A 27,000-nucleotide genomic window follows, 5' to 3' on the forward strand; every position below is an offset into this window, starting at 1 on the left:
CCATCCACCGATCGGTGGATCAGCGGCGTCGCCAGCCCGTGATGAGCAGGACCGCCAGGGGCAGGGCGAAGACGAGGATGAGCCGTCCGCGGGTCAGCACGAACACCGCGATCGCCACCACCACCGCGATCGGCACGGCGAACCGGATCGCGAACCGCATCAGCGCACTGTCGCCGGCGGGCGGGCCGGCTACCGGCACCGCGGTCGACGCGCGGGGCACAGCCAGCAATGCGCTCGGCCGGGGTGAGGGCAGGTCGTCGAACAGGGGCTCGAGGTCGCTGACCCGCTTGGCGGCCGTGACCATGGCCGATCGGGTGCCGTACTCGTCGACGTCGAGGCGGCCGGTGCGCACGTGCTCGGAAAGCACGTCGAGGGCATCTTGGCGTTCTTCGTCGCTCAACCGCATGTCGGACACGGGGGTGCGCCTCACCAGCGGTCGCGGCGGCGACGGAACTCGTCGCGCATCTCGTTGCGCATTTCACGCCGGGCTTCACGGTGGTCGATGCGGTGCTCCCGGTGCCGGTCGCGGTGGTCGTAGCGGCCGTCCCGGTTGTTCTGGTCCCAGCCGTGGCCCCACACCGCGCGGCCGATGATGCTGAGCGCGATGGGCGCGATGATCAACGGCCAGGCCGGCAGCGTCGTGGTCGCGATGAGCGCGATCGTGGCGATCCACACCAACGGCACGAGTGCGGCCACGGCTCGCTGGCCACCGTTCCAGCCGTTCGGCCGCGCCACCGCCGTCTGCGGGGCCGGCGCCGGAACCGGTGCCGCGGCGGGCGCGGGAACCGGTTGGGCGTTGCCGTAGACCGGGTGCGGCGCCGGGAGGTCGGCGAAGAGCTCGGCCAGCTCACCCCGCGTCTTGGCCGCGGTGATGCGCGCCGAGCGCTCGCCGTACTCGTCGATGTCGATCCGCCCCGCGCTCATGTGCTCACCGAGCGCATTCAGCGCGGATTCCCGTTCCTGGTCGCTGATCCGCAGTTGCGGAGACGGCACCTCTGTCACACCGTTGATGGTATGCCGCCCCGGGCCGGTGGACCCACGACATTCAGCACAACTTCAGTCCTTGAGCTCCAGAAGTTGGGTTCCCTGGGTCACCGCGGCGCCGACCTCGACCGAAAGCCCCGTAACGGTGCCCGCTTTGTGCGCCGTGACCGGGTTCTCCATCTTCATCGCCTCGAGGACCACGATCAGCTCGCCCGCTTCGACCTGCTGACCTTCCTCCACGGCGATCTTCACGATCGTGCCCTGCATCGGCGCCGTGACGGCGTCGCCGCTCGCCGCGGCCTTCGCGCCACCCGAGCGCTTGCGCGGCTTGGCCTTCGTGGCCGCCGCTCCGCCGCCCGCGCCTTCGAGCGCGAAGCCACCCGGCAGCGACACCTCGAGCCGGCGGCCGCCGACCTCCACCACCACGTTCTGGCGCGGGGCCTCGTCCTCGGCTTCGGCGTCCGGCGCGACGAACGGCTCGATCTTGTTGTCGAACTCCGTCTCGATCCAGCGCGTGTGCACGGAGAAGCCGTTCTCGTCACCGATGAAGGCCGGGTCGTCCACGATCACGCGGTCGAACGGCAGCACGGTGGCCATGCCCTCGACCACGAACTCGGCCAGCGCGCGCCGGCTGCGCTCCAGCGCGTTGTTCCGGTCGGAGCCGGTCACGATCAGCTTGGCCAGCATCGAGTCGAACTGGCCGCCGATCACGCTGCCCGATTCCACCCCGGAGTCGACGCGCACGCCGGGACCGTTGGGCGAGATGAACTTCGTGACCGTGCCCGGCGCCGGCAGGAAGCCGCGGCCGGCGTCCTCGCCGTTGATGCGGAACTCGATCGAGTGCCCGCGCGGCTCGGGGTCTTCGGTGATGCGCAGCTTTTCGCCGCGCGCGATGCGGAACATCTCGCGCACGAGGTCGAGGCCGGTCGTCTCCTCGGAAACGGGGTGTTCGACCTGCAGGCGGGTGTTCACCTCGAGGAAGGAGATGGTGCCGTCGGTGGCCACGAGGTACTCGACCGTGCCGGCGCCGTAGTAACCGGCTTCCTTGCAGATCGCCTTGGCCGACTCGTGAATGCTGCGGCGCTGCTCGTCGGAGAGGAACGGCGCCGGTGCTTCTTCGACGAGCTTCTGGTGGCGGCGCTGCAGCGAGCAGTCGCGCGTGCCGACCACGATCGCGTTGCCGTGCTGGTCGGCCAGCACCTGCGCCTCGACGTGACGCGGCTTGTCGAGGTAGCGCTCCACGAAGCACTCGCCGCGGCCGAACGCGGCCACCGCCTCACGCGTCGCGGATTCGAACAGCTCGGGGATTTCCTCGCGGGTGCGGGCGACCTTGAGGCCACGCCCGCCACCGCCGAACGCCGCCTTGATCGCCACTGGCAGACCGTGTTCGTCGGCGAACGCGATGATCTCGCTCGCGTCCTTAACCGGTTCCTTGGTGCCGGGCACGAGCGGTGCGCCGGCGCGCGTGGCGATGTGGCGCGCGGTGACCTTGTCGCCGAGGTCGCGAATGGACTGTGGGCTCGGCCCGATCCAGGTGAGCCCGGCATCCAGCACGGCCTGCGCGAAATCGGCGTTCTCCGACAGGAAGCCGTATCCCGGGTGGACGGAGTCCGCACCGGAACGCTTGGCCACGTCGAGGAGTTTGTCGATGGAGAGGTAGCTCTCGGCGGCCGTGGTGCCGCCGAGGGCGAACGCTTCGTCGGCCAGGCGCACATGTGGTGCGTCGCGGTCGGGATCGGCGTACACGGCCACACTTTCGAGACCTGCGTCCTTCGCCGCCCTGATCACGCGGACCGCGATCTCACCGCGGTTGGCGACGAGAATCTTGGTCACCGGACCACCCGTGCTCGCGACGTCCTGCTCGGTCACCCGGTACCTCCCGTGAGCTCCACTGCCTGATTTCCCGGAGTCTACGGACCGCACTACCCGCTGGGATGAGAGCTGGACCACCCGGTGGTTTCGTTATACCCGCGCGGTGTGGCGCAGCTCGACCGGGAGTTCTGAGTCGAGCACGATCACGTCGTAGGGGTTGACCTGGTGGATCTTCGGCAGGTGCTCGGTGTTGATCATGATCCACGGCTGGTGCTCGCCGCAGCAGTCGATCAGCCGGTCGAGTGCGGTGAACGCGACCAGGGCGACCCGGCCGTCGGGCGTGCGGCGCAGCTCGATGTTGGCGCCGGTGCCGCCGTCGGTCGTTCCGCTGACCGGACCGGTGGGCAGGTACAGAGCCGGGGGGAGGTTGGGGTTCGTCACCCGGACAACATAGACGGCCACCCTCCGCAAGGTCGCCTACAGTCTCGGATATGCGGACTTCGCCGACCCGGACCCCTCGGTCCGCGCTGCTCACGGCTCTGCTCGCCGCCGTGGTCACGGTGGCGGCGCTCGTGGTCGTCGTGGTGCTGCGGCCGAAGCCCGACGGCGCGGCCGGCGCCGCACCCGTGAACCTCGAACCGGCGGCGCCCACCACCTCCACCTGCGGCAGCGGCGCGTGCCGGCAGCTGGCCGCGGTGACCGTGGCCGGCACGCCGGTCGTGTTGCTGTCCGACGCGTCGGGCGGCTGGGGCCGGGTGCAGGTGGGGCCGCAGCCGGGCACGGAGTTCGAGCTCGCGATCACCACGATGGGCGCGAAGCTCACCGCGCAGTCGCTGCACTGCGTCGCGGGGGACACGTCGGCGTGCCTGGTGACCGGTGATGTCGGCGGCGGTGACGGCGCGGGCGGTGCGTACGGCGAGCTGCTCATCGGCACCGGTGGCGTGTGGCGCGACTTCGGGAAGCCCTACTTCGCCGACGCGGGCACGCTTTCGCTCTTCGACGTGGACACCGACGGCCGGCCGGACGTGATCGTCGTGCGGCACGAGTGTCCCGACGCGACACCCGGCACACCGAGGTGCCAGGCCGCGCCGGTGCTCGCCGAGGTCTACGAGCTCAGCGGCTCGGTGGTGGGCTGCACTCGCACGGTGGTGTCGCCGTCGGACCTGCGTGGGTGGCCGCAGGTCGAGGTGCGGGCTTCGGAGCTGCGGACCTGCCCGGACGGCGGCTGAGCGTTTGTCGCCCAGCCGCCGTGCGGGGTTGATCAGGCAGAGTTCGATCAGGCAGGTTTCGATCAGGCGGGGACGGCGGCGGTTTTCGGGGCCGCCGGGGTGTCGCGCACCGCGTCGTCGAGCAGGCCTTCGCCGCGCGCGACGATGGTCGGCACCACGATCTGGCCGGCGACGTTGGTGGCCGTGCGCATCATGTCCATGATCGGGTTCACCGAGTAGATGAGCGCGATGCCCAGCGCCACCTGCTTGGCGTCGAGGCCGATGAACGCGGTGGTGAGCGTGAGGGCGGTGAGCCAGCCGGTGGTGCCGGCCGTGGCGAGCGCGCCGAGCACGGCGACCACCACGATGCCCACGTACTGCCCGATGCTCAGCTGCACGCCGGACAGGTTCGCGATGAAAATGGCGCCGATGGCCGGGAAAACGGCGGCACAACCGTCCATTTTGGTCGCACTGGCGAGCGGGGTGGCGAAGGCGGCGTAGGACGGGTCGACGCCGAGGTTCACCGCGGCCTGGCGGGTGAGCGGCAGCGTCGCGGCGCTCGACTGCGAGGCGAACGCGAACTGGATCGCCGTGCCGGCCTTGGCGAAGAACGTGGCCGGGCTGATCTTCGCCACGAACTTCAGCAGGATCGGGTACACGACGAACAGCACCAGCAGGCAGCCGACGTACACCGCGGCCGTGGTCGAGAGCAGCGGGCGGAAGAGCGCGTCGCCGTAGTTGGACACGGCGGCGCCGATCAGGCCGGCGATGCCGAGTGGGGCCAGGCGCACGATCCAGCCGAGGTAGCGCTGGATGATCTCGAACACGCTCGTGGTGAAGTCGACGAACGGCTTCGCCTTGTCGCCCAGGCTGTAGGCGGCGGCGCCGATCAGCACGGCGAGGAAGAGCACCTGAAGCGTGTTGCCCTCGGCGAAGGCGGAGAAGAAGTTCTGGGGGAGCAGGCCGTCGATGAAGGCGTCCCAGGAGCCCCAGCTGCTCACGCTCTTCGCGGCCTTGTCGGCGTTCTTCGCCGTGGCCGCGATGCCGGAGCCGAGGCCGCCGGTGCCCGGGTCGAACAGCTTGCCGATCGCGATGCCGATGAGCGAGGCGATGAACGACGTGATGGCGAACCACAGCACGGTGCGGCCGCCGAGGCGCGCGGCCGTGCGCCCGCCGCCGAGGCCGCGCAGGCTCGTGATGCCGACCACGATCGCGGTGAAGACCAGCGGGATCACCGCGATCTGCAGCAGCGTCGTGAAGATCGCGCCGATTTCGTGGAGCACGGTGGTCAGCGTCGTGGCGCCCGTCGTCCGGGCGAGGACGCCGAGCGCCGCGCCGACGATGAGCGACCCGATCACGGCGGCCGCGAAGACTCGAGGTTTGGTGTACGCGCGGAGGAAGGACACGAAGCCACCCCAGAGGTCGAAAGTTCCCGTTCAGGCCCGAACCGGGCCGAACATGAACTTTCTTCGATCACTCGGAGGAGTGAAAGTCTTCTCAGCATGTGGGAGGCGTCGAGAGATCCGCGCCACTCACGCCGACTTCGGCCGGCCGGCGGCAGGCCGAGTCCGAGTGCGCTCGACGGTCGTCCTCGGTGCGCTGGGTGAACGAGCCGCCGGGTGCGTCGAGCCCGCTACCTGCGGTACTTCGCCGCCGGCGAGGTGGGCGTCGCGCTGCTCGGCGCCGCGGCTGTCCGAAATGGCCGGTGGTGCGGACGCTTCCGGGACCTGGCCGTGGTTTCGCCGTAACTGCCGCCGCGGGCGGCCGGCGGTTCGCCCGGTAACGCCGGGCCCGATCGATTCGACCACGTCGTGGTTGATTGATCGTTGAAGGAGCACTCTCTGTGTCCAGCCCCCTGCCGTCCCCGCAGCCCGTCGCCCCGCCTGTTCCCGAACAGGCGCAAAAGCGGAGACGGCGGTGGCCGTGGCTCGTCGGGGGGACCGTCGCGGTTCTCCTCGTGGCCATCGGTCTCGGGGACGACGACCGCCCGGCGAGCCCGCAGCCGGCCAGAGCCGCCCACGACGTGACGCCGCCGGCGGTCACCGCGGCCGACAGCGGCATCGGGGTGGCAGCCATCCTGCGGCCGGCCGGCCCGCTGCACGCGCACATCGAGAACCTCGAACAGCTGATCTGCGACCCGTACACGGCGACCGCGGCGGGGGCCGGCGGCGGGTACACGGTCCACGTCACCTTCCCGGGGCCCGCGAACTTGACCGTGTACGCCCTCACGGTGGACGAGCAGTCCACCGAGCAGCACCGGACGCTCGGCGCGCAGGAGGCGGGCGCCACGTTCGCCTTCACCGGCCGGTTGGACCAGGTGCTGGCCATCTCGGTGTCGGAGACGTCGGATCGTGGCCCCGGCACCTGCGATGTGCTCGACCGGACACCGTAGGCGGTTTCTCCGGGCGCCTCGTCAGGGGGCGGACGGCGCCCAGAGATCCACCACACTCACGCCGACCTCGGCCAGCAGGCGGCGCACCAGCGGCAGGCTGAGCCCGATCACGCTCGACGGGTCGCCCTCGATGCCCTCGACGAACCAGCCGCCGAGCGCGTCGAGCGTGAACGCGCCCGCCACCTGCAGCGGCTCGCCGGTGGCGATGTAGGCGTCGAGCTCCTCGTCGCTGGGCCGTCCGAAGTGGACGGTGGTGCGCTGGGTGCCCTGGGCTTCTTTGGTGCGGTGGCCGTTTTCGACGCGAATGATCGCGTGGCCGGTGAGCAGCTCGCCGGAGTTGCCGGCCATCGCCGCCCACCGCCGCCGCGCGACCTCCGGAGTGCCGGGCTTGCCGACCATCTCGCCGCCGATGTGGAGCATCGAATCGCACGCCACGATCACGGCGTCGGTGTCGATGCCGGCCACCTCGGCGAGCACGGCGTTGCCCTTGGCCGCGGCGAGAGCCATCACGAGCTCGTCGGGCGCCGGATCGGTGAGCGACGCCGCCACGGCGTCCTCGTCGACACCGGACACCACGATACTCGGCTCGATCCCGGCGGCGCGCAGCAACGCAAGGCGGGCGGGGGACTGGGAAGCAAGTACGAGACGCACGGGTGAAAGCTACCGCGCGTAGCGAGAGTTGCCGAATTGTGACCTGCAACACCCGATCGTGGAGCTAGTTTGTTGTTGCTCACAACATATCGACGCTGGGCTCGGCTTGCCCCCCGACGGTACCAAGGCAGATGCCGGGAAGGGACGACGCATGACAGTCAGGGTGACGGAATTCGCCCCGCCGACCAGGCTGCGCTCGGTCTGGTGGTCGCGGCTGCGGGCCCCGAAACACCGCGATCCCGTGCGGGCCGGTGGGGCCGGGGTGCTGAAGGGTTCTCCGCCGATGCGTGGGTGAGGAGCTGGGTCTGCGGTTTGTCGTCGGTTGTCTTCCGGTCGGTGCGTTGTTGCTCTGGGTGCACTTGGCCGGTGTGACTGCTTCGAGTGCCTTACCTGCGCTGACTGACTGCTTTGACTGACTGACTTGCCTGCTCTGAACTCCCTGGCCGTGTCTGACTGCTCCGCCCGCTCTGACTTCCCGGCGGCCCTGACCGACCTGCTTCCCGGCGACGGCTCGCTCCCGCCGCACAGACTTTCTCTCCCGCGGTAAACGTGTCGGCCCCTCTGCCCTGGACTCCCGCACCGGTGGCCGAGGGGCCGACACGTCATTCACCGCACTGGTTCGCCGTGCCGAGGTCGGCTCGCGGCGAGGCGGAGGGACTGGATCGCCTCGCGACGCTAGTGTGATCCGGTTGGTGGGTTGAGCCCGGCGATCAGCTGGGTCTCGGCGCTGTTCACTGCTTTGCTGATCATGAATCTCGCTTCCGCCCTCGACTTCACAAAGCTGAGGAAGGCGGTCAAGCGGATGAAGAAGATCATCGTCAAGAAGTGCGCGGCCTTGGTACCTGCTGCGGTGAAGATCTGTGTCCTGCACGTTCTCATGGCAGCGTCGAGCTGAGCCCATCAGCGAATCGTGTGCTCGGCGCTTCGCCGCTACCGCCGTTGATCGAGGCCGGCCGAGGCTCGCGAAGGGCTTCCGGTGATCGGAAGCGGCACTCGCGAGCCTCGACTCAGCATTGCCTCACGCCGTGGCCGGTGCGTCCGTAGATGTCGCGGTCGAGGACGTCGGGGCCGAGGTCGTCGGGGTGGGGCGGGGCGTGACGCGGCGGAGGAAGGCCGCGGAGAGGACGCCCAGGAGCAGCACCACGATCGGGAGGACCAGGGTGGCGCGGGCGGCGTCCGTGAGGCCGTTGTGCACGGCCTCGGAGGCGAGGCGGCCGGCCTGGGCGGCGAGGTCCGCGGGCAGGCCCGGCATCGGAGCGGGGGCGCCGCCGGAGGAGCCGAACTCGCCGGTGGCCGCGGCGGCGTGGGCGATGCCGTCGGCGAAGGGCTGGCGGTACTGCTCGGGCAGCTGCGCGGCGGCCGTGGCGGCCTCGTCGGTGATCGAGGCGCTGATGCGGGCCTGCAGGAGCACGCCGATGGCCGCGCTGCCGAGGACGCCGCCGACCTGGCGGGCGGTGTTGAAGATGCCCGAGGCGGTGCCGGCGAGCTGGGGCTGAACCGAGGCCATAGTGAGGTTGCTCATCGGCGAGAAGATGCAGCCGATGCCGAGCCCGCAGACCAGCAGGGCCGGGATGAGCGCCCACGGGCTGGTGTCCGGCCGCGCCTGCAGCGCGATGATGCCGATGCCCACGGCGAGCAGCGTGAGGCCGCCCATCACCAGGTACTTGCCGTTGATCCGGTCCGACGCGCGGCCCACGAACGGCGCGATCACGCCCGACAGCAGCGACATCGGCGCGGTGAGCACGCCCGCGAGCGTGGGGCTCAGGCCGAGCACCGTCTGGATGTAGATGATCAGCGGCAGGAACATGCCGGTCATCGTGAAGCCGACTGTGGTGGCCGTGAGGGTGCCGGCGGAGAAGTTGCGGTTGCCGAACACACCGAGCGGCACGAGGGGCTCGCGGCGGTTGTACTTCTGCCACAGCACGAAGGCCACCAGCAGCACCACGCCGGCGCCGATGAACTCGAACACGGTGATGCCGCCGAAGACCGTGCCCCAGTCGTACTGCTGGCCGTTCTGCACGCCGAACACCAGGCAGAACAGGCCGGCGGCCGACAGGAAGATGCCGATGAAGTCGAACGAGTGCGCGTGTTTCGGCTGCCAGTCGGGCACGAGCAGCACCGTGAGCACGATGGCGATCACGCCGATCGGCACGTTGACGAAGAAGATCCACTCCCAGCCGAGGTGGTCGACCAGCACGCCGCCCAGCAGCGGGCCCGCGATCGTGGCCAGGCCGGCGACACCACCCCACGCGCCCATGGCCGGGCCGCGCTTGGCCGGCGCGAACAGGTGCGTGATGAACGCCAGCGTCTGCGGCGTCATCAGCGCGGCGCCGAGACCCTGCACGGCGCGCGCCGCGATGAGCATCTCGACGCTGCCGGACAGGCCGCACCACAGCGAGGCGGCCGTGAACACGACCAGGCCGGCGAGGAACACGCGCTTCGGCCCGAAGCGGTCGCCGAGCCGGCTCGTGAACAGCATCGGCACGGCGTAGGTGAGCAGGTAGACGCTGATCACCCACACCACGCTGTTCAAGCCCGTGTTGAGCTTGTCCAGCATGTTGGGAATGGCGATGGACACGATGGTGGTGTCCAGCAGGATCATGAAGAACCCCAGGCACAGCGCACTGAGCGCGGCCCACGGGTTAGCTTGTCTTGCGTTCATGGTCTTCCTTGGTGATGAGGCTGAGTGCGGGCTTCTCGTCCTGGAACCGGATGCGCCCTGAGGAAAGATCGGCGTAGAGGCGGTCGCACCACTCGAGCTCGAAGGCCCGGTGGGCGGCGGCGTAGCGGAAGTCGAGCCAGTAGATCTCGGGCAGCCCGTCGTCGCGCAGGCGCTTGAGCATGACCTGGTCCGACGCGACGCTCGCGCGCAGCAGCGTGACGCGGTGCTCCAGCTCGGCCAGCGCGATGTCCCGGCCGAGGTCGTCGATGACCGCGAGCCCGCTGAGGAACTCCGGGTACTCCTGGGCGACGTCGCCCAGCAGCTCGCGCGCCCGCTGCTCGAACACGTCCTTGCCGGCCGCCGTCATCGCGTACACGGTGCGCTCGGGCCGCCTGCCGTCGCGCTGGGTGTCGACGACCTCGATGAAACCGTTGTGCTGCAAGCGTTCCACGGTGTGGTAGAGCGACCCGGCCTTCAGCTTCACGCGCAGATCCACGTAGCGCTCGCGCATGAGCTGCGCCATCTCGTAGGGGTGCATCGGCTTCTCGTGGAGAAGTTCCAGCACAGCCACCCCCAGAGCGGTCAGCTTCGCCGCAACCATGGCTGGTGATCCTTTCGAGTGATCCGGTGTGGTTATTCCACGTGGACTATACGACTCCGGACTATGGGTGTGAAGTGGCGGGGTCCAGTGGTTTGCCCTGGTGAGCGCGCTGTCGCGCACGGTGATGAAGAGCGGTGGACCCGGTTCGGCCAAGGTATCCGGGGGGACCGACAAAAAAGGGAACAGCCGGTGTCGAGAACACGGCCGCGGCTGCGTCCCCGGGGCACGAGCGGCCGACCGGGCCGTCGGACAAGGGAGGAAACCATGAGCGTCCGCCGCCTGGACCACGCCGGGATCGTGGTCGAGGATCTCGCCGCCGCCATCGCGTTCTTCGTCGAGCTCGGCCTGGAGGTCGAGGGTCAGACCGTGGTCGAAGGCGCCTGGGTCGACCAGCTCCTCGGGCTCGATGACGTGAAGGCCGACCTGGCCTTCGTGAAGACCCCGGACGGCCACGGCCGGATCGAGCTGTCCACCTTCCAGAGGCCGGTGTCCACCGCCACCCCGCCGCGGCCGCCGGTGAACGTGCCCGGCATCCCGCGCCTCACCTTCGTCGTCGAGGGCCTCGACGACCTCCTCGAACGCCTGCGTCCCCACGGCGGTGAGCTCGTGGGCGAACTGACCCGGTACGAGGACTACTGCCGCTACGCCTACGTCCGCGGCCCCGCGGGCGTGATCATCGGGCTGGTCGAAGAGCTCGGCTGACGGAACTCCCCCTCCAGGAAAGGATCACCACCCATGGCAGTCGCCGAAGACCTCGACCGCGCCACCGACTCGAAGTGGGATTGGGTCGCCGAGCAGACCCGGACCTACCTGGCCTCGGGCGGCACCGAGGGCCACGAGTCCAACGGTGTGTTCACGCTCATCCTCGCCACCACCGGCCGCAAAACCGGCGAACCCCGCCGCTGCTGCCTGATCTACGGCACCTCGGGCGACGACTTCGTTGTCGTCGCTTCCAAGGGCGGCGCCGACGAGGATCCGGCGTGGTTCAAGAACCTCGAGGCGAACCCGACCGTCGGCGTGCAGGTGGGCCCGCGCCGGTTCACCGCGAGCGCCCGGGTGGTGCCCGATGCCGAGCGCGCGCCGTTGTGGGCGCTGATGGCCGGCATCTTCCCGCTGTACGACGAGTACGCGCAGAAGACCGACCGCGTGATCCCGCTCGTGGTGCTCACGCCGCAGGACTGACGGCGGGTGTCAGTCGCCCGCGTGCTGCAGCTGCCGGCGGGCCTCCCTGGCCCGCCGGCCCCACAGCGAGTACCAACCGGAGATCGCCGTGCCCACGGTGAGCGCCGCCGCGCTCAGGCCCAGTGACCAGTGCACCCCCACCGCCGCGCCGAGCAGGCCGACGGTGAACCCGCTGCCGGCCCGCAGGCCGTTGGCGGACACGTTGTACACGCCGATCACGCGCCCGCGTTCGGCCGGTTTCGCCAGCAGCTGCACCACGGTCTGCCCGATCGACATCGAGGCGAGGTTCGCGATGCCGCCGATCACCAGCAGCACCAACGCCGGCGGGTAGCTCGCCGTGATCGCGAAGAACAGGCTCGACAGACCGTAGATCGCGGTGCTCACCACGGCCGCGAACACGCTCGGTTTGATCCGGCCCGTGGCTTCGAGCAGGATTCCGCCGAGCACGCCGCCGGCGCCGTTGGCGAAGAGCAGCACACCGTAGGCCGTGCCGGCGTTGCCCGCGCCGAGGTCCTGGGCGAAGATCGGCATCGCGCTCTGCAGGGAAGCGCCGACGAAAAACGCGCCGAGCCCGGCCAGGATGATCATCCCGACCATCGTCGGGTTCGCGCCTACCTCACGCAGCACGCGCACCGAATCGAACAGCCCCACGCGTGGGCGCGCGACGATGCCGCCGTCGCGCGTGTGGCCGGTGAACTTGGTGCGGAACAAGAAGATGGTGAGCGGCAGGTAGAACGCGACGTTCACGAAGATCCCCGCCACCGGCCCCAGCCCGAGCAGCAGCGCCGACCCGACGACCGGGCCGAACAGGATGCCGAGGCTGCGGAAGGTCGCGTTGAGCCGCACCGCGCTCGGCAGCTCCGCCGGGCCCACGAAGTCGTGCAGCATCAACTGTTCGCCCGGGCCCCAGATCGCACCTGCGCAGCCGTGGAGGATCAGGAGTACGCACGCGCTCCACACCTGCAGCGTGTCGGTGACGATCAGCACGCCCCACATCACCGACACGAGCATGAACAACCCTTGCGCGGCCTGGATGATCCGCCGGCAGTCGTGCCGGTCGGCCAGCCCGCCGAAGTACACCGAGAACAGCAGGAACGGCACCCAGTGGCTGATCACCTCGAAGCCGGTGAGCGCGGGGGACTGGAACTTCTCCCACAGCACCCAGTACGTGATCACGTGCTCGATGTTGTCGGCCATCATCGCCAGCCCCGCACCGAACAGGTACGGGCGGCAGTCCTTGTTGTAGAGCGCCGCGAACTTGCGCGGCGCGGCGCCGGCGGCGCTTTCGCCGCTTTCGCCGGTGACTTCCGGAACGTGCGTCGGCACGCCACATGCGGAACACATGTCGGGTGACCCCCTTTTGCCGCGGCCTACGCTAGACGCGACGTTGCGTCTTGTCTAGAAGCCGATTAGGCTCGCCGACGTGGGACACACCACTTCACCGGACACGCGCCGGCACCACGGCAACCGCTACGGCCGCAGCGAGGACGCGCGCCGCGCGGTTCTCGAGGCGGTGGACGACCTGCTGGTGGAACACGGTTTCGCCGGGCTCACGATCGAACGCATCGCCGCGGCGGCCGGCGTTGCGAAGCAGACGATCTACCGCTGGTGGCCGTCCAAAGTGGACATTCTCCTCGACGCTCTCGGCGACGACCTCGCCGAGGAACTCGTACCCCCCGACCACGGCGACCTGCGCCGCGACCTGCGCGAGCATCTCGCGGCCGTCGCGCTGTTCCTGACCACGGCCGACGCGGGCGCCGTGTTCCGCGCCCTGATCGGCCAGGCCCAGCACGACCCCGACCTGGCGGCCCGCCTGCGCACCGAACAGATCTCCGGCCAGCACGCCCGCGACCGGCTGCCGTTCGAACGCGCGCTGGCCCGCGGCGAGCTGCCGGCCGGCACGGATCTGGACGGCGCGGTGGAGCAGGTGATCGGGCCGATCCACTACCGCGTGCTGGTCACGGGGGCACCGGTCACGCGGGAGTTCACGGACGCGTTGGCGGACCGGTTCCTCGCGTCCCGCCGGCCCTGAACGCCGCGAAGGGCGCCTTGCGGGAATCGGAATCCCTCAAGACGCCCTTCGCGGAACGGCAAGACAGCGGTTCGGCGAACCGGACGGATCAGTGCGGCAACGCCGAAGCCCGCCAAGCACCGTCACCGGCCTGCACCGGAACCCGCACGGCAGCACTGCGGTCGTTCCACCACGACGTGCGGCGGGCTGGCGCGGCGGAGCCACTGGCAGCGGCCGCAGCCGAAGCCGCGGCTGCGACGACGGCCGTCAACGCGGCCAGTTCCGCGTCGTCCGGGTTGCCGCGGACGACGCGGAGCAGGGGGCGATCGCTCACGGGAGGCCTCACAGGGGGATGTTGCCGTGCTTCTTGGGCGGCAGCGTTTCGCGCTTGGTCTTCAGCAGGGTCAAGGCCTTCGTGATGTGGCCGCGCGTGTGCGCGGGCACGATCACCGAGTCGACGTAACCGCGTTCGGCGGCGGCGTACGGGTTCAGCAGCGTGTCCTCGTACTCCTGGATCAGCTCGGCGCGCAGGGCGTCGACGTCGCGGCCCTCGGCGGCGGCCGCGGCCAGCGTCTTGCGGTGCACGATGTTCGCCGCGCCCTGGGCGCCCATCACGGCGACCTGGGCGGTGGGCCAGGCGAGGTTCACGTCGGCGCCGAGGTGCTTGGAGCCCATCACGTCGTAGGCGCCGCCGTAGGCCTTGCGCGTGATCACGGTGACCAGCGGCACGGTGGCTTCGGCGTAGGCGTAGATCAGCTTGGCGCCGCGGCGGATGATGCCGTTCCACTCCTGGTCGGTGCCGGGCAGGAAGCCGGGCACGTCGACGAAGGTGAGCACCGGGATGTTGAACGCGTCGCAGGTGCGCACGAAGCGCGCCGCCTTCTCCGACGCCGCGATGTCGAGGCAGCCGGCGAACTGCGTCGGCTGGTTCGCGACCACGCCCACGCTCTGCCCGTCCACGCGGCCGAAGCCCACGAGGATGTTGGGCGCGAAGAGCTCGTGGACCTCGAGGAACTCACCGTCGTCGAGCACGCGGGTCACGACCTCGTGCATGTCGTACGGCGTGTTCGGCGAGTCGGGGATGATCGTGTCGAGCTCGCGGTCGGTGTCGGTCACGTCGTCGAAGAAGCCGGCCGGCTCGCCGGGCGCGAAGGCCGGCGGCTCGGACAGGTTGTTCTGCGGCAGGTAGGACAGCAGTTCCTTGACGTAGGCGATCGCGTCCTCGTCGTCGGAGCCGAGGTAGTGCGCGACGCCGGACTTGGTGTTGTGCGTGCGTGCGCCGCCGAGCTCCTCGAAGGTCACGTCCTCGCCGGTCACGGTCTTCACCACGTCCGGGCCGGTGATGAACATCTGCGACGTCTCGTCGACCATCACCACGAAGTCGGTGAGCGCGGGGGAGTACACGTGCCCGCCGGCGTTGGCGCCCATGATCAGCGAGATCTGCGGGATCACGCCCGACGCGTGGGTGTTGCGGCGGAAGATTTCGGCGTAGAGGCCGAGAGACACCACGCCTTCCTGGATGCGCGCGCCGCCGCCCTCGTTCATGCCGATGATCGGGCAGCCGGTCTTGATCGCGAGGTCCATGACCTTCACGATCTTCTCGCCGTACACCTCACCGAGCGCGCCGCCGAACACCGTGACGTCCTGGGAGAACACGCACACCGGCCGGCCGTTCACGGTGCCGTAGCCCGACACCACGCCGTCGCCGTAGGGGCGGTTCTTCTCCAGCCCGAAGTTCGTGGAGCGGTGGCGCGCCAGCTCGTCGAGCTCGACGAACGAGCCCTCGTCGAGCAGCAGATCGATGCGCTCGCGGGCCGTCTTCTTGCCCTTCGCGTGCTGCTTCTCGATCGCGCGCTCGGATCCGGCGTGCACGGCCTCGTCGTAGCGACGGTAGAGGTCCGCGAGCTTGCCGGCCGTGGTGTGGATGTCCGGTTCTTCCTCGGGCGGGGTCCCGAGCGGCTGCGTCGCACTGCTCATGTCATGGAGAGTAGCCACCACCGGATCGCTTCGCGTGTGGCGTACGCCTCCCTCGGGCCTAGGCTGGCCACGTGCTTCCCGTCCGCCCGCTCGGGCCCGCCGACCTGTCCGCCTGCCTCGACCTCGGCGCCGACCGCGACTGGCCGCGCGAGCACCGCAAGTGGTCGATCCTGCTCGACGTCGGCCGCGGCTTCGGCATCGACTCGCCCGACGGCGGCCTCGCCGCCACGTCGATCCTGGTCGAGACGGGACCGGTCGCGTCGATCTCCATGGTCGTGGTCGCCGCCCGCCACGAACGCCAGGGTCTGGGCGGACGCGTCACCTCCGCGGCCGTGGCGGCGGCCGGCGACGCGACGGTGTTCCTGCACGCGAGCGACTTCGGCCTGCGGCTCTACGAATCCCTGGGCTTCGTGACCGACGGCGGCTGCGAGGGACACGTCGGCGTCCTAGCCGACGACGGCGGCCCGGCGGCCCGGCCGATCAATCCCGGTGATCTGGACCAGGTGTACGCACTGGACTCCGCGGCCCAGGGCTTCGAGCGCCGCGCACTGCTCGACCGCCTGCTCTTCGAGGCCGAACACGTGCACGTGACCGACGACGGCTTCGCCCTCGGCACGCTGCTCGACGACGTGACTGTGATCGGCCCGGTGGTCGCGCCCGACGAAGAGCAGGCCCGCGCGCTGATCCGCGGCATCGCGCGCGCGGCCGGCGGCCGGATCCGGGTGGACGTGGACCTGGCGCAGCCCGGGCTCTCGGCGTGGTGTCGGGCCTCGGACCTGTCGCCGATCGGGCCCGCGCCCCGCCTCGTGCACGGCGGCCGCCCGTTGCCGGGTGTCGCCGGACGGCGGTTCGCGCCGTACAACCGCGCGCTGGGCTGAGGTCAGCGGCCCGGCTGCGGGCAGCACTTCGAGGCTGACGGCTGCTGTCTGTCCACATGTGACACCCGGCAGCCTCAACCGAGGTGGACGTCCAGGCCCGAGCGGCCGGGTGCCACCTCCGGGCGGAGCACGAGGTCGCGGCCGTAGTCGCCGCCGTTCTGGGGACGGAAGGGCAGTGGCGAGGTGCGGCCGAGGTCGCGCAGGCGGTCCCGCAGCGCCAACGCCGCCGAGGCGTACCCGCACGCCGTGAGGCGGTCCGCGTCGTACACGGCGAAGGGCGGCAGCACGGACATGCCGGTGTAGAAGAGCGTGCCGTGCTGGAGGCCGAAGAGCAGGTCGGGCAGGGGGCCGTTGACGCCGCGCGGGCCGAGGGCCGGGGCGGGCGAGCCGGTGGTGACCACGACCAGCGCGCGTTTGCCGGCGAGGGCGCCTTCGCCGTAGCGCAGGGTGCGGCCGTCTTCGCCGCGCACGTCGTAGGCGTAGCCCTTCACGAACACGCGGTCGAACCAGCCCTTCAGCATCGCGGGCGTGCCGTACCACCAGAGCGGGAACTGGAAGACCACGGCGTCGGCCCAGGTCAGCTTGGCCTGTTCGGCGCGGACGTCGGCCGGAACCGTCGCGATCTTGTCGACGACCGGGTTCCAGCGCATCGCGTAGAGGTCCGATTCGCGCACGTCGTGGCCGAGGCCGCGCAGCGTGGCCAGGCCCTCGTCGCGCAGGGCGCCGCCCAGGGAGTGCGGGTCGGGGTGGGCGAAGAGCCAGAGGACGTTCATGTCGTCAGGGTCGCTCGGTGGCCCGGTGCGAGAAAGTGGCCGGATGGACAACCTGTGCAAGAATCGGGCCATGTCCGTCTTCCGTCATCCCGACCGGCACCACGTGGCGGTGCTGGTGCGCCACGGCATGCTCGTGATGGAGCTCGGCATCGTGCACCGCCTGTTCGGCCAGGCGCGCTCGGCCGAGGGCGAGCCGCTGTACGAGGTGGTCACCTGCACGCCCGAGCCCGGCGACGTCCGCACCGACTCCGACCTGGTGATCCCCGTGGCGCAGGGCCCGGAGGCGATCGCCGAGGCCGACACGGTGGTGGTCCCGGCGTCGTCGCTCGAGTACGAGCCCACCGGCCGCGACTACCCGCCCGCGCTGGCCGGCGCGATCGGCCGCATCCGCCCCGGCGCGCGCGTCGCGTCGATCTGCACCGGCGCGTTCGTGCTCGCGGCCGCGGGCCTGCTCGACGGCCGCCGCGCGACCACGCATTGGCGTTCGGCCGGCGACTTCCGGCTGGAGTACCCGCGGGTGAAGCTCGACCCCGACGTGCTCTACACCGAAGACGGCAACGTGTTCACCTCCGCCGGCGTCGCGTCCGGCATCGACCTCTGCCTGCACCTGATCCGGCGTGACTTCGGCGCGGCGGTGGCCAACGAGGTCGCCCGCGGCACGGTCGTGTCGCCGCACCGCGAGGGTGGCCAGGCGCAGTTCATCCGCCGTCCGGTGCCGCAGCCGCAGACGTCGTCCACCGGCGCCGCGCGGGCGTGGGCGCTGGAGCACCTCGGCTGGCCGCTCACCCTGCGCGACCTGGCGGCCAAGGAGGCCATGAGCGTGCGGACGTTCACCCGGCGCTTCCGCGAGGAGGTCGGGATCTCGGCGCTGCAGTGGCTCACGCAGCAACGCGTGGAACGGGCGCGCCAGCTGCTGGAGGAGACGGACCTGCCGATCGACCGCATCGCCGCCGACTGCGGCTTCGGCACCGCGGCTTCGCTGCGCCAGCACCTGCAGAGCGCGCTCGGGGTCTCGCCCAGCGCCTACCGCAACACGTTCCGCCGCACGGCCTGATCCGGCGGTCCGTGGGTGCGTCCTTCGCCCGGACGCCCCACGGACCGACCCCCAGAATCCGCCGAAGACGGGGCAGGGTCGCCTTCGATGAAGACCATCTTCCCGGCGGAAACGGACTGTTCGGTACCCGGCTGACCAGGTCTTACAGAATCTGACAGCGCTCGGACGCGGGCGCTTCAGGGCACGACGGTGATGAGCACGTAGACCGGCCGCTTCGTGGTGAAGAACTCCTCGCCGGCGGCGTCGACCATCTTCCAGCCGATCCAGCACCGGCCGGGCGCGTCGGACGCGGTCACCGGCACACTGATCATCACGTGCTCGCCGGGCGCGGTGTCGCCGACCAGCACGCGGTCGGGGGTGACGCACGTGCCCGGCGCCGGCGGCAGGTCCATGCGCTGCAGGTACCGCTGGTGCCAGCGGACGTTGCCGGAGTTCTCGAGCTCCCACACCTTCTGCACGGTCACGCCGGCGCGCACCGACATACCGTCGGGCACGGTCACGTCGGCGATGAACTTCGTGTTGTCCCCCGGGACGCGGGCGCTGGCGTCGCCCGCCGGCGTGCCCAGCCGTCCGGGGAGCACGAACGCGGCCACCGCGGCGAGCACCGCCACCACGGCCGCGCCCACGACCAGGGCGTTTCGTCGCGGCAAACGCTTGCGTCTCGGCGGCGGGGCGACGCTGATGCCGTCGACGAGCGCGTCGGTGGCACTCGCCCCGGCCGGGGCGGCTGGGACCGCCGGGACCTCGGGGCGCTGAGCCGCACTGGACTCGACGACGTTGGACTCCACAGCGGCACTGGGCTCCGGCACCGCCGGTCCACCCTTGAGCGCCGCCCACCGCGCCCGCCACGGCTCCTCGTCCGCGCCGCACGCCTTCACGAACTCCCGCGTGGTCTCCCACGACGGGAAGCGCGTGCCCTTCACCGCCTCGTGCAAGGTGGTGTGGGAGATGCGGCCGGAGCGCTCGGCCATCTTGCGGAACGACGGGTCGCCGACACTCGCGCGCAGCGCGGCCAGCTCCGCGGCGAGCACGTCGGCCGACGCCGGCTCCGCGCTCATCGCTCTCCCTGGGTGTCAGATCCGCTGATCCGGACAAGTCTTACACCCGTCGGAGACCTCGGCGGCGCCAGGGGAACGATCGGTCCGTCAGTCCTTCAGGGGATCAACCCAGCGCGGCCGGCGACTCCGCGTCCGGGACCAGCACACGCGGCACACCGCTGCCGTCGGCCGGCACCGTCCACACATCCGAGTGCTGGGTGCCGCGGGGAATGGCGTACCCGACGGAGTGGTCGTCGAGCCAGGCCGGCTGGTCGTCGACGCTGCGGGTTTCCGCGAGCGGCGTCACGCGGCCCGACGCGAGGTCGAGCACCGACAGCCGCCAGCCCTTCGCCGGGTCGTCGTCGATCGCCGACTTGAACGCGATCCGCGTGCTGTCCGGCGACAGCGACGGGCACTCGACGTTCTCCCGCACCGACACGATCGTGTGGGCCCGGAAGTCGCCGCGCACGAGGTAGCGGTGCCCGGCCGTGGACATCGTGGCGTAGAAGGTGTGGTCGTCGCGGGTGAACGTGACACCCCAGAAGTTGAGGTCCACGGCCTGGTACGGCTTGCCGTTCAGCGTCACGGCGAAGTCCTCCAGTGTCGGCGCCAGCTCGCCGGTGCGGACGTCGAGGATGCCGGCGCGGGTGGAGAACACCCCGCCGTTGTAGGAGTCGCCGGTGACGAACACCGTCCACGCCACCAGGTTGCCGCTCGGCGACACGCGGGCGCGATTGGGCAGGCCGACCAGCGGGATCTCGCGCTTCGACGTGAGGCCCGAGTCGAGCACGGCCAGCTGGTACGTGGTGAGGTCACCGTCTTGGCGCAGGCACAGGCCCGTGCCGGCCGAGGCGTACACCCGCGCGCACGTGACCGGCGAAACCGCGCGCGGCCCGCCCAGGTCGGCGGCCGACACCGTGACGAGGTGGCCACGCGAGGCGTCGGCCGTGCTGCGCACCAGTAGCCGCGGCCCGGGGGCCAGGGACACCGTGCCGGTGGCCGCCACGTCACGGTTGCGCGCCGCCGCCATGCCCACGTACACCGCCGCCGCGCCGACCAGCACCACGATGCCGGCTACCGCCACCAGGATCCGTGTTTTCATCGTGCCTTCCGCAAGAGTCCGAACGTCACCGCGATGGCCAGCACAGCGGCACCGGCCGCCACGGCCATCGACGGTCCGATGCCCCACACCTGCCAGGCCAGGCCGAACAGCGCCGACGACACGAAGTACGCCACCGCCTGGCCGGTCTGGATGAGCGAGATCCCCGTGGTGCGCAAGGCCTCCGGCAGCACCGGCCCGGCCAGCGCCATCAGCACACCGTCGGTGGCGGCGTAGAACGCGCCGTAGAGAGCCAGCGACAGCACCACGAGCGGCCAGCCCGACACGGGCCCGGCCAGCAGCAGGTACACCACCACCAGCGCGCCGTACCCGCAGAGCACGACCGGCAGCCGGCCGAACCGGTCGGCCAGCGAGCCGAGCGGCGCCGCCAGCACCAGGTAGGCGAGGTTCGTGCCCACGGCCAGCAGCGGGAACCAGCCGGTGCCGATGTCTTCCCGGCGCTGCAGCAACAGGTACACGAACCCGTCGCCGATCGTCGCCGTGCCGAGCACACACGCGGCGATGAGCAGCCGCCGGACGGGCGCCGACTTCAGCAAAGCCGCCGCGGCTCTCGGCGAAACGGTGCCGGTGGCCGGCCGCGGAGTGCGGTGGTCGCGGACGAAGAGGATCAGCAGCAGCACAGCGATCGCGGCGATGCAGAAGCTGGTCACGAACACCGCGTCGAACGCGTCGGTGCTCGAAGCGCCGACCAGCGCGAGCACCCCGAGCGCCACGAGCGGTCCGGCGAACGCGCCGGCGCTGTCCATCGCGCGGTGCACGCCGAACGCGCGCCCGAGCATGTCCTGCGGTGCCGACAAGGTGATCAACGCGTCGCGCGGCGCCGTGCGCAGGCCCTTGCCGGTGCGGTCCGCGGTGATCACGGCGCCGATCGCCCCGGCCGACGCGCCGGCCGCGACCAGACCGAGCTTCGCGACGGCCGAGATCGCGTACCCGATCCCGGCGATGGTCTTGCGCCGGCTGACCCGGTCGGCGAGGTAACCGCCCACGAGCCGCAGCAGCGCGGTCGCGCCGGTGTAGAGGCCGTCGACCAGGCCGTAGATCGCGGGGCTCAGGTGCAGGCTGAGCACGAGGTAGATGGGCAGCACCGCCGTGACCATCTCCGAGGAGATGTCCGTGACGAGGCTGACGGTGCCGAGCGCGAGCACGTTCGCGGCGATCTTGCCCTTCGAAACCTTGTGCTCACTGCGGCCGATGGTGGACAGGTACACGGGCGCGCCCTTCCGGGGAGGAACCGCGGGCGCGGCCACCGGGTCCACAGTGGACTCGGTGGCCGCACCCGCGGCGGGACTCACTGCCAGACGTCGAGGATCGGCGACTTGCTCGCCGCGCCCGCGATCCCCGGCAGGCCGTAGGAGGCCTCGATGGTGCGCAGGACCGTGTAGTGGTTGATGGATTCGGAGTAGCTGCCCGGCTTCACGTGGGCGCCCACGAACGAGGTGTAGATCTGGTTGACCGAGGTGCCGCTGTCCTCGTCGAACGTGACGATCAGCAGGCTGTTGTGCGTCTTGGCCCACTGCGCGTACGAGTCGAGGTGGCTCTTCAGCCAGGTGTCACCGGTGCCGACCGAGCAGTCGTGCATGTCGCTGCACATGTTCGGCGTCACGAACGACACCGTGGGCAGCTTGGTGTAGTCGGTGGGGAAGCTGGAGTAGCGGACGTTGCTGGCCGCCGGCACGTTCGAGAAGTCCACCCAGCTGTTGTGCTTGCGCTGGTAGTTGCCGCTGACGCAGCCGGTGTAGCCGTCGGACGGCATGGACTCCGAGTAGCCCTTGAACGTCTTGCCGGCGCCGATCAGCTGCTGGCCGAGGTTGGCCTTGCTGCCGAGGTTGGCGGGGCAGGAGTCGCTCGTGACGCCCTGGGTGGCGCCGGAGAACAGGGCGACGTAGTTGGGCTGGCTCGGGTGGGTGATCGCGAACGAACTGGTGAACTTCGCGCCCTGGCTGGCCAGGGACGTGAAGTACGGGGCAGCCGACGAGGTGATGGACGAGGCCTTCTTGTTCTCGAACATCACCAGCACGACGTGGTCGAACGCGGGCACGGCCGCGGCGGCGGGCGCCACGTCCGGTTCGCCGACGTTCGTGACGGCCGCCGTGACGACACCGGCCGCGGCCAGCGTCGCCGCGGCGAGCGCGGCCACGATCCGCTTGCGGATCATGAGTCCTCCTGGGTCGGGGGGAAGGGCGACTCATGATGGGGACGCCAGCGAACCGCTTCATGCCGCGTTGGAGTCCGGCGTATGGTCAGAAAATGAACAACTAGAGGGTGGAGTAGCGCATTCGTCCGCTTGGCGTGCACTCAGGCGGTAGCGACCAGGAAGTCCTCTCCGGAAGACGGCCGCAGCCCGTCGGTGCGGTTCGCGAAGTACCGCTCGGCCAGCGCGGACCCGGGCACGTGGCGCACGTCGGTGAATCCGGCGGCGCGCGCGGCGTCCAGCATCTCCTCGGGCCGGTAGAAGCTCACGAACGGCGTGCCCGCGACCTTCGCGCCGTCCTGGCCGGCGCGCAGCCCGGGGCGGTCGGCGGAGTCGAGCAGGTCCGGCGGCAGCAGGAACGTCATGGCCAGCGTGGTGCCCGGCGCCAGGGCGGCGATGTCGCGAAGCGTCTGCGCGGTGGTGGCCTTTTCGAGGTACATGCTCACGCCGGTGGACGCGAACACGGCCGGCTTCGTCGGGTCGAACCCGGCGGCGGCGAGCTCGGCCGGCCACGACCGGCCGGCTTCGAAATCGACCGGCACGAGCGTGGGCAGCGGGTAGCCGAGGGCTCGCAGCCGCTCGCGTTTCCAGGCCTGCGTGCCGGGCTGGTCGATCTCGAACACCTTGACGACGCCGGGCTCACGCTGGGCGAAGGAGTCGAGCCCGGCACCGAGGATCACGTACTGGTCCGGGTTCCGGTCGCGCACCAGCTCCTCCACGAACCGCGCCCGCGCGACCATGCTCGCCCGAAACCCTTGTGTGGCCACGGGATCCATGTCCGGCCGCTGCCGCCAGCCCTCGTCCGGTGCCGCGATCTCCAGCCCGACGCGGTCCTCGAACACGGCCGGCGCCGCGTCGACCTCCAGGTGCAGGGCGCGCCACAACGCGGTGCGCAGCGCGGTGTTGTCCACGCTCATGCCTGGAGTGTCCACAAGCGACCGTCGGGATCGCGCACGGTCATCTCGCGCGTGCCGTAGTGCGTGTCCTCGTACGGGGTCACCACTTCGACGTCCGGGCCCGGCTCGGCCGCCTTGATCACGATCTGTGTGCGGGTTTCCTGTGTCGGTGGCACCTCGGCGATGAACACGGTCGGCCCGTGGTTCGCACGGAACTGCCCCGAGTGGTGGTCGGTCTCGAACTCCAGGTCGAACCCCAGTGACTGGAAGAACTTCGCGGCCTTGCCCCAGTTGTGCGTCTCGAGGTACACAGCCTCGATGCCTTCGGCGGTCATTCGGCCTCCTCTTCGAGGTACTCGCGCAGCGCCTGCGTGACCAGGGCGGACAGCGACGAGCCCGTTTCGATCGCGCGGATCTTCACCTGCTTGATCAGGCTGACGGGCAGGTACACGTTGAACTGCTTCACGTCCTCGTCGGCCATGCCGCCGAAGCTAGCATGCTAGCAAGCTAGCCGGCAACCTCCGCGCGCCACAACGACGGGCTGATCCCCCGGCCGCGCTTGAACGCCACGCTGAACGCGAAGGCGTCCGCGTAACCCACCGCGTTGGCGATCTGCCGGACGGACTTCTCGTTGTCCCGCAACAGATCGGCGGCCAGCGTCAGGCGCCAGCCGGTGAGGTAGGTCAGCGGCGGTTCGCCGACGAGCGCCGTGAACCGGGCGGCGAACGCGGCTCGGGACAGGCCGACTTCAGCGGCCAGACCGGCGACCGTCCACCGTCTCGCCGGCTCGGCGTGCAGCAGGCCGAGCGCCGCACCGATCGCGGGGTCGCCGAGCGCGCGGTACCAGGCCGGCGGGGTCGGCGAACCGGCGCACCACGCCCGCAACGCCTGCACCAGCACCAGATCCAGCAGCCGGTTGAGCACCGCGTCCTGGCCCGGCTCGTCGCGGGAGACCTCGGCGGCGAGCAGGCTCAGCGTCGCGTTGGTGCGCGGTCCCGCGGGCACCACGGCCAGGTCGGGGAGCAGCGCGAGGAGTCGATCGCTCACCTCGCCGTGGAGTTCGTACGCCGCTCGAAGCACCACCGTGGCGTCGGGCCGGCCGTCGCCGTACGTGCGCGGGGCGAGAAACCATTGCTCGGTCACGGGTTCACCGCCGGGCAGGTACTTGTGGTTGCCGCGGATCGTGATCTGCGTGGGCGTGCCCGGATCGTCGGCGATCGTGTACGCGGGGGCGGCGACCAGCGCGATGTCGCCGGCGTCGAGCCGTCGCGGTTCGCCGTCGCCGAGACGGAGCCACGCGGGACCGCCGAGGGCCGTCAGCACGGTCAGCGCGGGCGCTTCCTCGTACGCCACGGACCACGGCGGGCGCTGGATCAGCTGGCGCACCAGCGCGGTCCTGGCGCGGGCGCGGTGCAGGAGGTCGGTCAGTACGTCCACGTCAGTCAACGTAGACGATCACAAAGGAATTGTGGACCGCTGACCATGGTTCGTCTTGCCGGCGACGGGTTGACTCGTCGCCATGACCCAGTCGATCGTTGTTTTCGGTGCCGGCCCGGGTGTCGGCCGCGCGCTCGCCCGTCGCTACGGAAAGGCGGGTTACGACGTTGTCCTCGTCGCCCGCCGCGCGGCTCCGCTGGAGGAGTTCGCCTCCGCTCTGGCGACCGACGGCACCAAAGCCCACGTGCTCCCGGCCGATCTCTCCGAGACCTCGCGGATTCCGGCGCTCGCGACGCGGATCCGTGCTCTGGTAGGCGATCCGGCCGTCGTGTACTACGCCCCTTCACCCGCGGACCCGGACTTCATCCCGGCCGTGTCGCTCACCGCCGCCCGGCTCCACGAACTGATGCCGCTGACCCTCGACAGCCTCATCGCGGTGGTCGGCGAGTTCCTGCCCGCCATGCTCGGCCGTGGTGACGGCGCGATCCTCACCGCCCAGGGCGCCGCCGCCGTGACCGGACGCGCGGGGATGAGCGGCTGGCCGCCACTGCTGGCCGCCCAGCGCAACTACCTGCAGGCGCTCGCCGCGGAAGTCGCGGACCGCGGTGTGTTCGTGGGCCAGCTCCACATCGGCGCGCGCATCACCGGTACGCCCTTCGACGAGCACTACCGCGCGTCGGGCCGGCCCGACGCCGCGTTCCCCGCCGCCGACCCGGCCGACTTGGCGGACCTGCTGTGGACCATGCACGCCGACCGTCGGCCGCTCGAGAAGGTGGTTCCCGACCGGTGGTGATCAGCGCAGCTCGCGAAAACAGGCGGCGGCGAGGGAGCGCAGGTCCTTCGCGTTCCCGGAGGGTGAACGGTCCGGCGGGGGTCCGTCGCCCGCCGGGGCGGGGCGGCCCTGGGTGACGCGCCGGGTGTTCGGGGCCTTTTCGAGGGAGTGCGCGCGGTAGCGCCAACGGCCGTCGAAGCGGGGCTGGACGCGGTCGGACAGCTCGGTGGGGCCCGGGACTTCCGGGAACAGGCCGGCCAGGAACTCCACTTCCGCGTACGCGCGGGCACCCGACGAGTCGACCGACCAGACGTAGAGGGTCACCCACCGATCGGCCGAGACGCGCATCGCGTACACGTCGCCGACCGACGCCGGGCCGGTGCCGGCGGAGCGCGGAACCTTGGTCGCGGATTGCTTGGCCAGCGCGCGAGCCCGCTTGGCGGTGGCGGCCACGATGGTCGCGCCGGGCTTCGGGTCCGGCGTCGGGCGCTGGTCGAGGTCCACCTCGGAGGTGTCGAAATCCGCGAACACTTCGCGCACCACGTCTTCGCGCAGCCCGTCGGACGACTGCCACCACGCGAGCGGCGCCTGCACCTCGACGCGCTCGTTCGGCCGCTGGTCGCGCTCGACGTAGTCCGACCAGCGCTCCACCAGCCCGGGGTGCTCCGCCGTGGCCACGACGCCGACGAGCGCGAGCTCCTCGAGCACGCTGCCGTACGCGTGGACCGCGGTCGTGTCCAGCAACCGGAGGCGCTTGAGCTCAGCGCGCGCCGCGCTGTACCGCTTGTCGGCGGGCAGCGTCCGCAGCACGGTGAGCACCGCGCGCAACACCCACCGGTCGTACTCGGAGGGCACAGGCCGGGGCCGGCCGCTCAGCTCTTCCAGCGCCAGCACGTACCCCGGCACGTCCCCGTCGATCGGCACGCCCCCGGTGTGCCGCCGGTACCACGCGTCGGTCGGGGCGAGCGCCGGCTTCGCGTCCGTGCCGCAGACTCGGCAGGTGCTCGACGTCCGGTAAGGCACAGCGTCGTGCTCAGGCAGTTCACGAGCGAGGAGAACCCCGGTCAACGCGGGCCGCCACGCCCACGACGCTGACCACAGCCCGGCGACCCACGCCGACGCCGCGGCGCCGAGCTCCCACTCGGCGCCCAGCGTGCGGAGCTCGGCCACCGCGTCGTCGTGGGTGAACCGGCGCACCGCGTCGGGCGGTTTCCCGGCCGCGCCCAAGGCTTCGGCGTCGGGCCTCGTCGCGTCCGTGACCCGGGCAACGGAGATGCCCTCGTCCGGCAGGAACGTCTTGTCCGCACTCACCCGCGCGTACCGCGCGAGCAGCTCGACCGAGTCGGTGCTGTGCACCGCGCC

Annotated in this window: 30 protein-coding genes; 9 read left to right on the forward strand and 21 right to left on the reverse strand. The window is 70.8% G+C overall.

The window, feature by feature from the left end; all coding sequences use genetic code 11:
• Positions 1–19: 19 nt before the first annotated feature.
• From VSH64_RS42250 to VSH64_RS42265, 4 genes are all read right to left on the reverse strand, one after another.
• Positions 20–406 carry a DUF1707 SHOCT-like domain-containing protein gene (locus VSH64_RS42250; RefSeq protein ID WP_407655713.1) on the reverse strand — a complete coding sequence of 129 codons (387 nt, stop codon included), beginning with the start codon at positions 404–406 and terminating at the stop codon, positions 20–22.
• A 20-nt stretch (positions 407–426) separates the two neighbouring features.
• Positions 427–1,002 (reverse strand): DUF1707 SHOCT-like domain-containing protein, encoded by a 576-nt coding sequence (locus VSH64_RS42255; RefSeq protein WP_326568325.1) that lies wholly within the window; start codon positions 1,000–1,002, stop codon positions 427–429.
• A gap of 54 nt (positions 1,003–1,056) precedes the next feature.
• Positions 1,057–2,853 carry an acetyl/propionyl/methylcrotonyl-CoA carboxylase subunit alpha gene (locus VSH64_RS42260; protein WP_326568326.1) on the reverse strand — a complete coding sequence of 599 codons (1,797 nt, stop codon included), beginning with the start codon at positions 2,851–2,853 and terminating at the stop codon, positions 1,057–1,059.
• Positions 2,854–2,946: 93 nt separating this feature from the next.
• Positions 2,947–3,237 (reverse strand): SAV_915 family protein, encoded by a 291-nt coding sequence (locus tag VSH64_RS42265; RefSeq protein ID WP_285970436.1) that lies wholly within the window; start codon positions 3,235–3,237, stop codon positions 2,947–2,949.
• A 50-nt stretch (positions 3,238–3,287) separates the two neighbouring features.
• Between VSH64_RS42265 and VSH64_RS42270 the strand changes: the two genes are divergently transcribed.
• A complete protein-coding gene (locus tag VSH64_RS42270; RefSeq protein ID WP_326568327.1) occupies positions 3,288–4,025 on the forward strand; it encodes a hypothetical protein in 738 nt (245 codons plus the stop codon).
• 62 nt (positions 4,026–4,087) lie between these two features.
• On the opposite strand, the gene VSH64_RS42275 is transcribed toward VSH64_RS42270, so the two are convergent.
• On the reverse strand, positions 4,088–5,410 hold the full coding sequence (locus tag VSH64_RS42275; protein ID WP_326568328.1) for a dicarboxylate/amino acid:cation symporter: 1,323 nt from the start codon (positions 5,408–5,410) through the stop codon (positions 4,088–4,090).
• A gap of 551 nt (positions 5,411–5,961) precedes the next feature.
• Between VSH64_RS42275 and VSH64_RS42280 the strand changes: the two genes are divergently transcribed.
• Complete coding sequence (locus VSH64_RS42280; protein ID WP_326568329.1) at positions 5,962–6,396, forward strand: hypothetical protein; 435 nt, start codon at positions 5,962–5,964, stop codon at positions 6,394–6,396.
• A gap of 21 nt (positions 6,397–6,417) precedes the next feature.
• Here the strand turns inward: VSH64_RS42280 and VSH64_RS42285 are convergent, their stop codons facing one another.
• The gene (locus tag VSH64_RS42285) at positions 6,418–7,047 is read right to left on the reverse strand and encodes a Maf family protein (RefSeq protein ID WP_326568330.1); all 630 of its coding nucleotides are present in this window, start codon (positions 7,045–7,047) and stop codon (positions 6,418–6,420) included.
• A gap of 697 nt (positions 7,048–7,744) precedes the next feature.
• On the opposite strand from VSH64_RS42285, the gene VSH64_RS42290 reads away from it, so the two are divergent.
• Complete coding sequence (locus tag VSH64_RS42290; protein WP_326568331.1) at positions 7,745–7,942, forward strand: hypothetical protein; 198 nt, start codon at positions 7,745–7,747, stop codon at positions 7,940–7,942.
• A 123-nt stretch (positions 7,943–8,065) separates the two neighbouring features.
• On the opposite strand, the gene VSH64_RS42295 is transcribed toward VSH64_RS42290, so the two are convergent.
• On the reverse strand, positions 8,066–9,709 hold the full coding sequence (locus tag VSH64_RS42295; protein WP_326568332.1) for a DHA2 family efflux MFS transporter permease subunit: 1,644 nt from the start codon (positions 9,707–9,709) through the stop codon (positions 8,066–8,068).
• Positions 9,690–10,310: a PadR family transcriptional regulator gene (locus VSH64_RS42300; protein ID WP_326568333.1), complete on the reverse strand. Its 621-nt coding sequence runs from the start codon at positions 10,308–10,310 to the stop codon at positions 9,690–9,692. Before VSH64_RS42300 ends, VSH64_RS42295 begins: the two co-directional genes overlap by 20 nt.
• 264 nt (positions 10,311–10,574) lie before the next feature.
• Between VSH64_RS42300 and VSH64_RS42305 the strand changes: the two genes are divergently transcribed.
• Together VSH64_RS42305 and VSH64_RS42310 are read left to right on the forward strand one after the other, a co-directional pair.
• A complete protein-coding gene (locus tag VSH64_RS42305; RefSeq protein WP_326568334.1) occupies positions 10,575–11,012 on the forward strand; it encodes a VOC family protein in 438 nt (145 codons plus the stop codon).
• A gap of 33 nt (positions 11,013–11,045) precedes the next feature.
• Positions 11,046–11,492 carry a nitroreductase family deazaflavin-dependent oxidoreductase gene (locus VSH64_RS42310; RefSeq protein WP_326568335.1) on the forward strand — a complete coding sequence of 149 codons (447 nt, stop codon included), beginning with the start codon at positions 11,046–11,048 and terminating at the stop codon, positions 11,490–11,492.
• Between the two features lie 9 nt (positions 11,493–11,501).
• On the opposite strand, the gene VSH64_RS42315 is transcribed toward VSH64_RS42310, so the two are convergent.
• Positions 11,502–12,818: an MFS transporter gene (locus tag VSH64_RS42315; RefSeq protein ID WP_326568336.1), complete on the reverse strand. Its 1,317-nt coding sequence runs from the start codon at positions 12,816–12,818 to the stop codon at positions 11,502–11,504.
• Between the two features lie 97 nt (positions 12,819–12,915).
• Between VSH64_RS42315 and VSH64_RS42320 the strand changes: the two genes are divergently transcribed.
• Positions 12,916–13,524 carry a TetR/AcrR family transcriptional regulator gene (locus VSH64_RS42320; RefSeq protein ID WP_326568337.1) on the forward strand — a complete coding sequence of 203 codons (609 nt, stop codon included), beginning with the start codon at positions 12,916–12,918 and terminating at the stop codon, positions 13,522–13,524.
• 88 nt (positions 13,525–13,612) lie between these two features.
• Here the strand turns inward: VSH64_RS42320 and VSH64_RS42325 are convergent, their stop codons facing one another.
• The gene (locus VSH64_RS42325; RefSeq protein ID WP_326568338.1) at positions 13,613–13,837 is read right to left on the reverse strand and encodes an acyl-CoA carboxylase epsilon subunit; all 225 of its coding nucleotides are present in this window, start codon (positions 13,835–13,837) and stop codon (positions 13,613–13,615) included.
• Positions 13,838–13,845: 8 nt separating this feature from the next.
• Complete coding sequence (locus VSH64_RS42330) at positions 13,846–15,480, reverse strand: acyl-CoA carboxylase subunit beta (protein WP_326568339.1); 1,635 nt, start codon at positions 15,478–15,480, stop codon at positions 13,846–13,848.
• Between the two features lie 71 nt (positions 15,481–15,551).
• On the opposite strand from VSH64_RS42330, the gene VSH64_RS42335 reads away from it, so the two are divergent.
• Positions 15,552–16,358, forward strand: coding sequence for a GNAT family N-acetyltransferase (locus VSH64_RS42335; protein ID WP_326568340.1), 807 nt, complete (start codon positions 15,552–15,554; stop codon positions 16,356–16,358).
• Positions 16,359–16,432: 74 nt separating this feature from the next.
• On the opposite strand, the gene VSH64_RS42340 is transcribed toward VSH64_RS42335, so the two are convergent.
• A complete protein-coding gene (locus VSH64_RS42340) occupies positions 16,433–17,131 on the reverse strand; it encodes an NAD(P)H-dependent oxidoreductase (RefSeq protein WP_326568341.1) in 699 nt (232 codons plus the stop codon).
• Positions 17,132–17,201: 70 nt separating this feature from the next.
• Here VSH64_RS42340 and VSH64_RS42345 point away from each other — a divergent pair, with 70 nt between their 5' ends.
• Positions 17,202–18,185 (forward strand): GlxA family transcriptional regulator, encoded by a 984-nt coding sequence (locus VSH64_RS42345; RefSeq protein ID WP_326568342.1) that lies wholly within the window; start codon positions 17,202–17,204, stop codon positions 18,183–18,185.
• Between the two features lie 176 nt (positions 18,186–18,361).
• Here the strand turns inward: VSH64_RS42345 and VSH64_RS42350 are convergent, their stop codons facing one another.
• The 8 genes from VSH64_RS42350 to VSH64_RS42385 all read right to left on the reverse strand — a co-directional run bounded on the left by VSH64_RS42350 (position 18,362) and on the right by VSH64_RS42385 (position 24,866).
• Positions 18,362–19,243, reverse strand: coding sequence for an NBR1-Ig-like domain-containing protein (locus VSH64_RS42350; RefSeq protein ID WP_326568343.1), 882 nt, complete (start codon positions 19,241–19,243; stop codon positions 18,362–18,364).
• 103 nt (positions 19,244–19,346) lie between these two features.
• Positions 19,347–20,324, reverse strand: a complete 978-nt coding sequence (locus tag VSH64_RS42355) for a TolB family protein (protein WP_326568344.1) — start codon at positions 20,322–20,324, stop codon at positions 19,347–19,349.
• Positions 20,321–21,550 carry an MFS transporter gene (locus VSH64_RS42360; RefSeq protein WP_326838191.1) on the reverse strand — a complete coding sequence of 410 codons (1,230 nt, stop codon included), beginning with the start codon at positions 21,548–21,550 and terminating at the stop codon, positions 20,321–20,323. Before VSH64_RS42360 ends, VSH64_RS42355 begins: the two co-directional genes overlap by 4 nt.
• Positions 21,551–21,630: 80 nt before the next feature.
• Complete coding sequence (locus VSH64_RS42365) at positions 21,631–22,497, reverse strand: alkaline phosphatase family protein (protein WP_326568345.1); 867 nt, start codon at positions 22,495–22,497, stop codon at positions 21,631–21,633.
• 140 nt (positions 22,498–22,637) lie between these two features.
• Positions 22,638–23,450, reverse strand: a complete 813-nt coding sequence (locus VSH64_RS42370) for a class I SAM-dependent methyltransferase (protein ID WP_326568346.1) — start codon at positions 23,448–23,450, stop codon at positions 22,638–22,640.
• Complete coding sequence (locus VSH64_RS42375) at positions 23,447–23,764, reverse strand: VOC family protein (protein ID WP_326568347.1); 318 nt, start codon at positions 23,762–23,764, stop codon at positions 23,447–23,449. Before VSH64_RS42375 ends, VSH64_RS42370 begins: the two co-directional genes overlap by 4 nt.
• Positions 23,761–23,910: a ribbon-helix-helix domain-containing protein gene (locus tag VSH64_RS42380; protein WP_326568348.1), complete on the reverse strand. Its 150-nt coding sequence runs from the start codon at positions 23,908–23,910 to the stop codon at positions 23,761–23,763. The genes VSH64_RS42375 and VSH64_RS42380 overlap by 4 nt, the downstream gene beginning before the upstream one ends.
• Positions 23,911–23,936: 26 nt before the next feature.
• Entirely contained in the window at positions 23,937–24,866 is a 930-nt protein-coding gene (locus tag VSH64_RS42385; protein WP_326568349.1) for an AraC family transcriptional regulator, read from the reverse strand.
• A gap of 82 nt (positions 24,867–24,948) precedes the next feature.
• On the opposite strand from VSH64_RS42385, the gene VSH64_RS42390 reads away from it, so the two are divergent.
• Positions 24,949–25,659 carry an SDR family NAD(P)-dependent oxidoreductase gene (locus VSH64_RS42390; RefSeq protein WP_326568350.1) on the forward strand — a complete coding sequence of 237 codons (711 nt, stop codon included), beginning with the start codon at positions 24,949–24,951 and terminating at the stop codon, positions 25,657–25,659.
• On the opposite strand, the gene VSH64_RS42395 is transcribed toward VSH64_RS42390, so the two are convergent.
• Entirely contained in the window at positions 25,660–26,994 is a 1,335-nt protein-coding gene (locus tag VSH64_RS42395; RefSeq protein ID WP_326568351.1) for a hypothetical protein, read from the reverse strand.
• Positions 26,995–27,000: the final 6 nt, after the last annotated feature.

The organism is Amycolatopsis rhabdoformis (assembly GCF_035918295.1).
In the GTDB taxonomy this organism is placed as follows: Bacteria; Actinomycetota; Actinomycetes; order Mycobacteriales; family Pseudonocardiaceae; genus Amycolatopsis; species Amycolatopsis rhabdoformis.

Bases quoted from the DNA above. Each gene is read 5' to 3' on its own strand.
- VSH64_RS42250 (WP_407655713.1), bottom strand. From the start codon at position 406: ATGCGGTTGAGCGACGAAGAACGCCAAGATGCCCTCGACGTGCTTTCC.
- VSH64_RS42270 (WP_326568327.1), top strand. From the start codon at position 3,288: ATGCGGACTTCGCCGACCCGGACCCCTCGGTCCGCGCTGCTCACGGCT.
- VSH64_RS42380 (WP_326568348.1), bottom strand. From the start codon at position 23,910: ATGGCCGACGAGGACGTGAAGCAGTTCAACGTGTACCTGCCCGTCAGC.
- VSH64_RS42300 (WP_326568333.1), bottom strand. From the start codon at position 10,310: ATGGTTGCGGCGAAGCTGACCGCTCTGGGGGTGGCTGTGCTGGAACTT.
- VSH64_RS42330 (WP_326568339.1), bottom strand. From the start codon at position 15,480: ATGAGCAGTGCGACGCAGCCGCTCGGGACCCCGCCCGAGGAAGAACCG.
- VSH64_RS42295 (WP_326568332.1), bottom strand. From the start codon at position 9,709: ATGAACGCAAGACAAGCTAACCCGTGGGCCGCGCTCAGTGCGCTGTGC.
- VSH64_RS42350 (WP_326568343.1), bottom strand. From the start codon at position 19,243: ATGAGCGCGGAGCCGGCGTCGGCCGACGTGCTCGCCGCGGAGCTGGCC.
- VSH64_RS42390 (WP_326568350.1), top strand. From the start codon at position 24,949: ATGACCCAGTCGATCGTTGTTTTCGGTGCCGGCCCGGGTGTCGGCCGC.
- VSH64_RS42375 (WP_326568347.1), bottom strand. From the start codon at position 23,764: ATGACCGCCGAAGGCATCGAGGCTGTGTACCTCGAGACGCACAACTGG.
- VSH64_RS42355 (WP_326568344.1), bottom strand. From the start codon at position 20,324: ATGAAAACACGGATCCTGGTGGCGGTAGCCGGCATCGTGGTGCTGGTC.
- VSH64_RS42305 (WP_326568334.1), top strand. From the start codon at position 10,575: ATGAGCGTCCGCCGCCTGGACCACGCCGGGATCGTGGTCGAGGATCTC.
- VSH64_RS42340 (WP_326568341.1), bottom strand. From the start codon at position 17,131: ATGAACGTCCTCTGGCTCTTCGCCCACCCCGACCCGCACTCCCTGGGC.
- VSH64_RS42365 (WP_326568345.1), bottom strand. From the start codon at position 22,497: ATGATCCGCAAGCGGATCGTGGCCGCGCTCGCCGCGGCGACGCTGGCC.
- VSH64_RS42310 (WP_326568335.1), top strand. From the start codon at position 11,046: ATGGCAGTCGCCGAAGACCTCGACCGCGCCACCGACTCGAAGTGGGAT.
- VSH64_RS42370 (WP_326568346.1), bottom strand. From the start codon at position 23,450: ATGAGCGTGGACAACACCGCGCTGCGCACCGCGTTGTGGCGCGCCCTG.
- VSH64_RS42345 (WP_326568342.1), top strand. From the start codon at position 17,202: ATGTCCGTCTTCCGTCATCCCGACCGGCACCACGTGGCGGTGCTGGTG.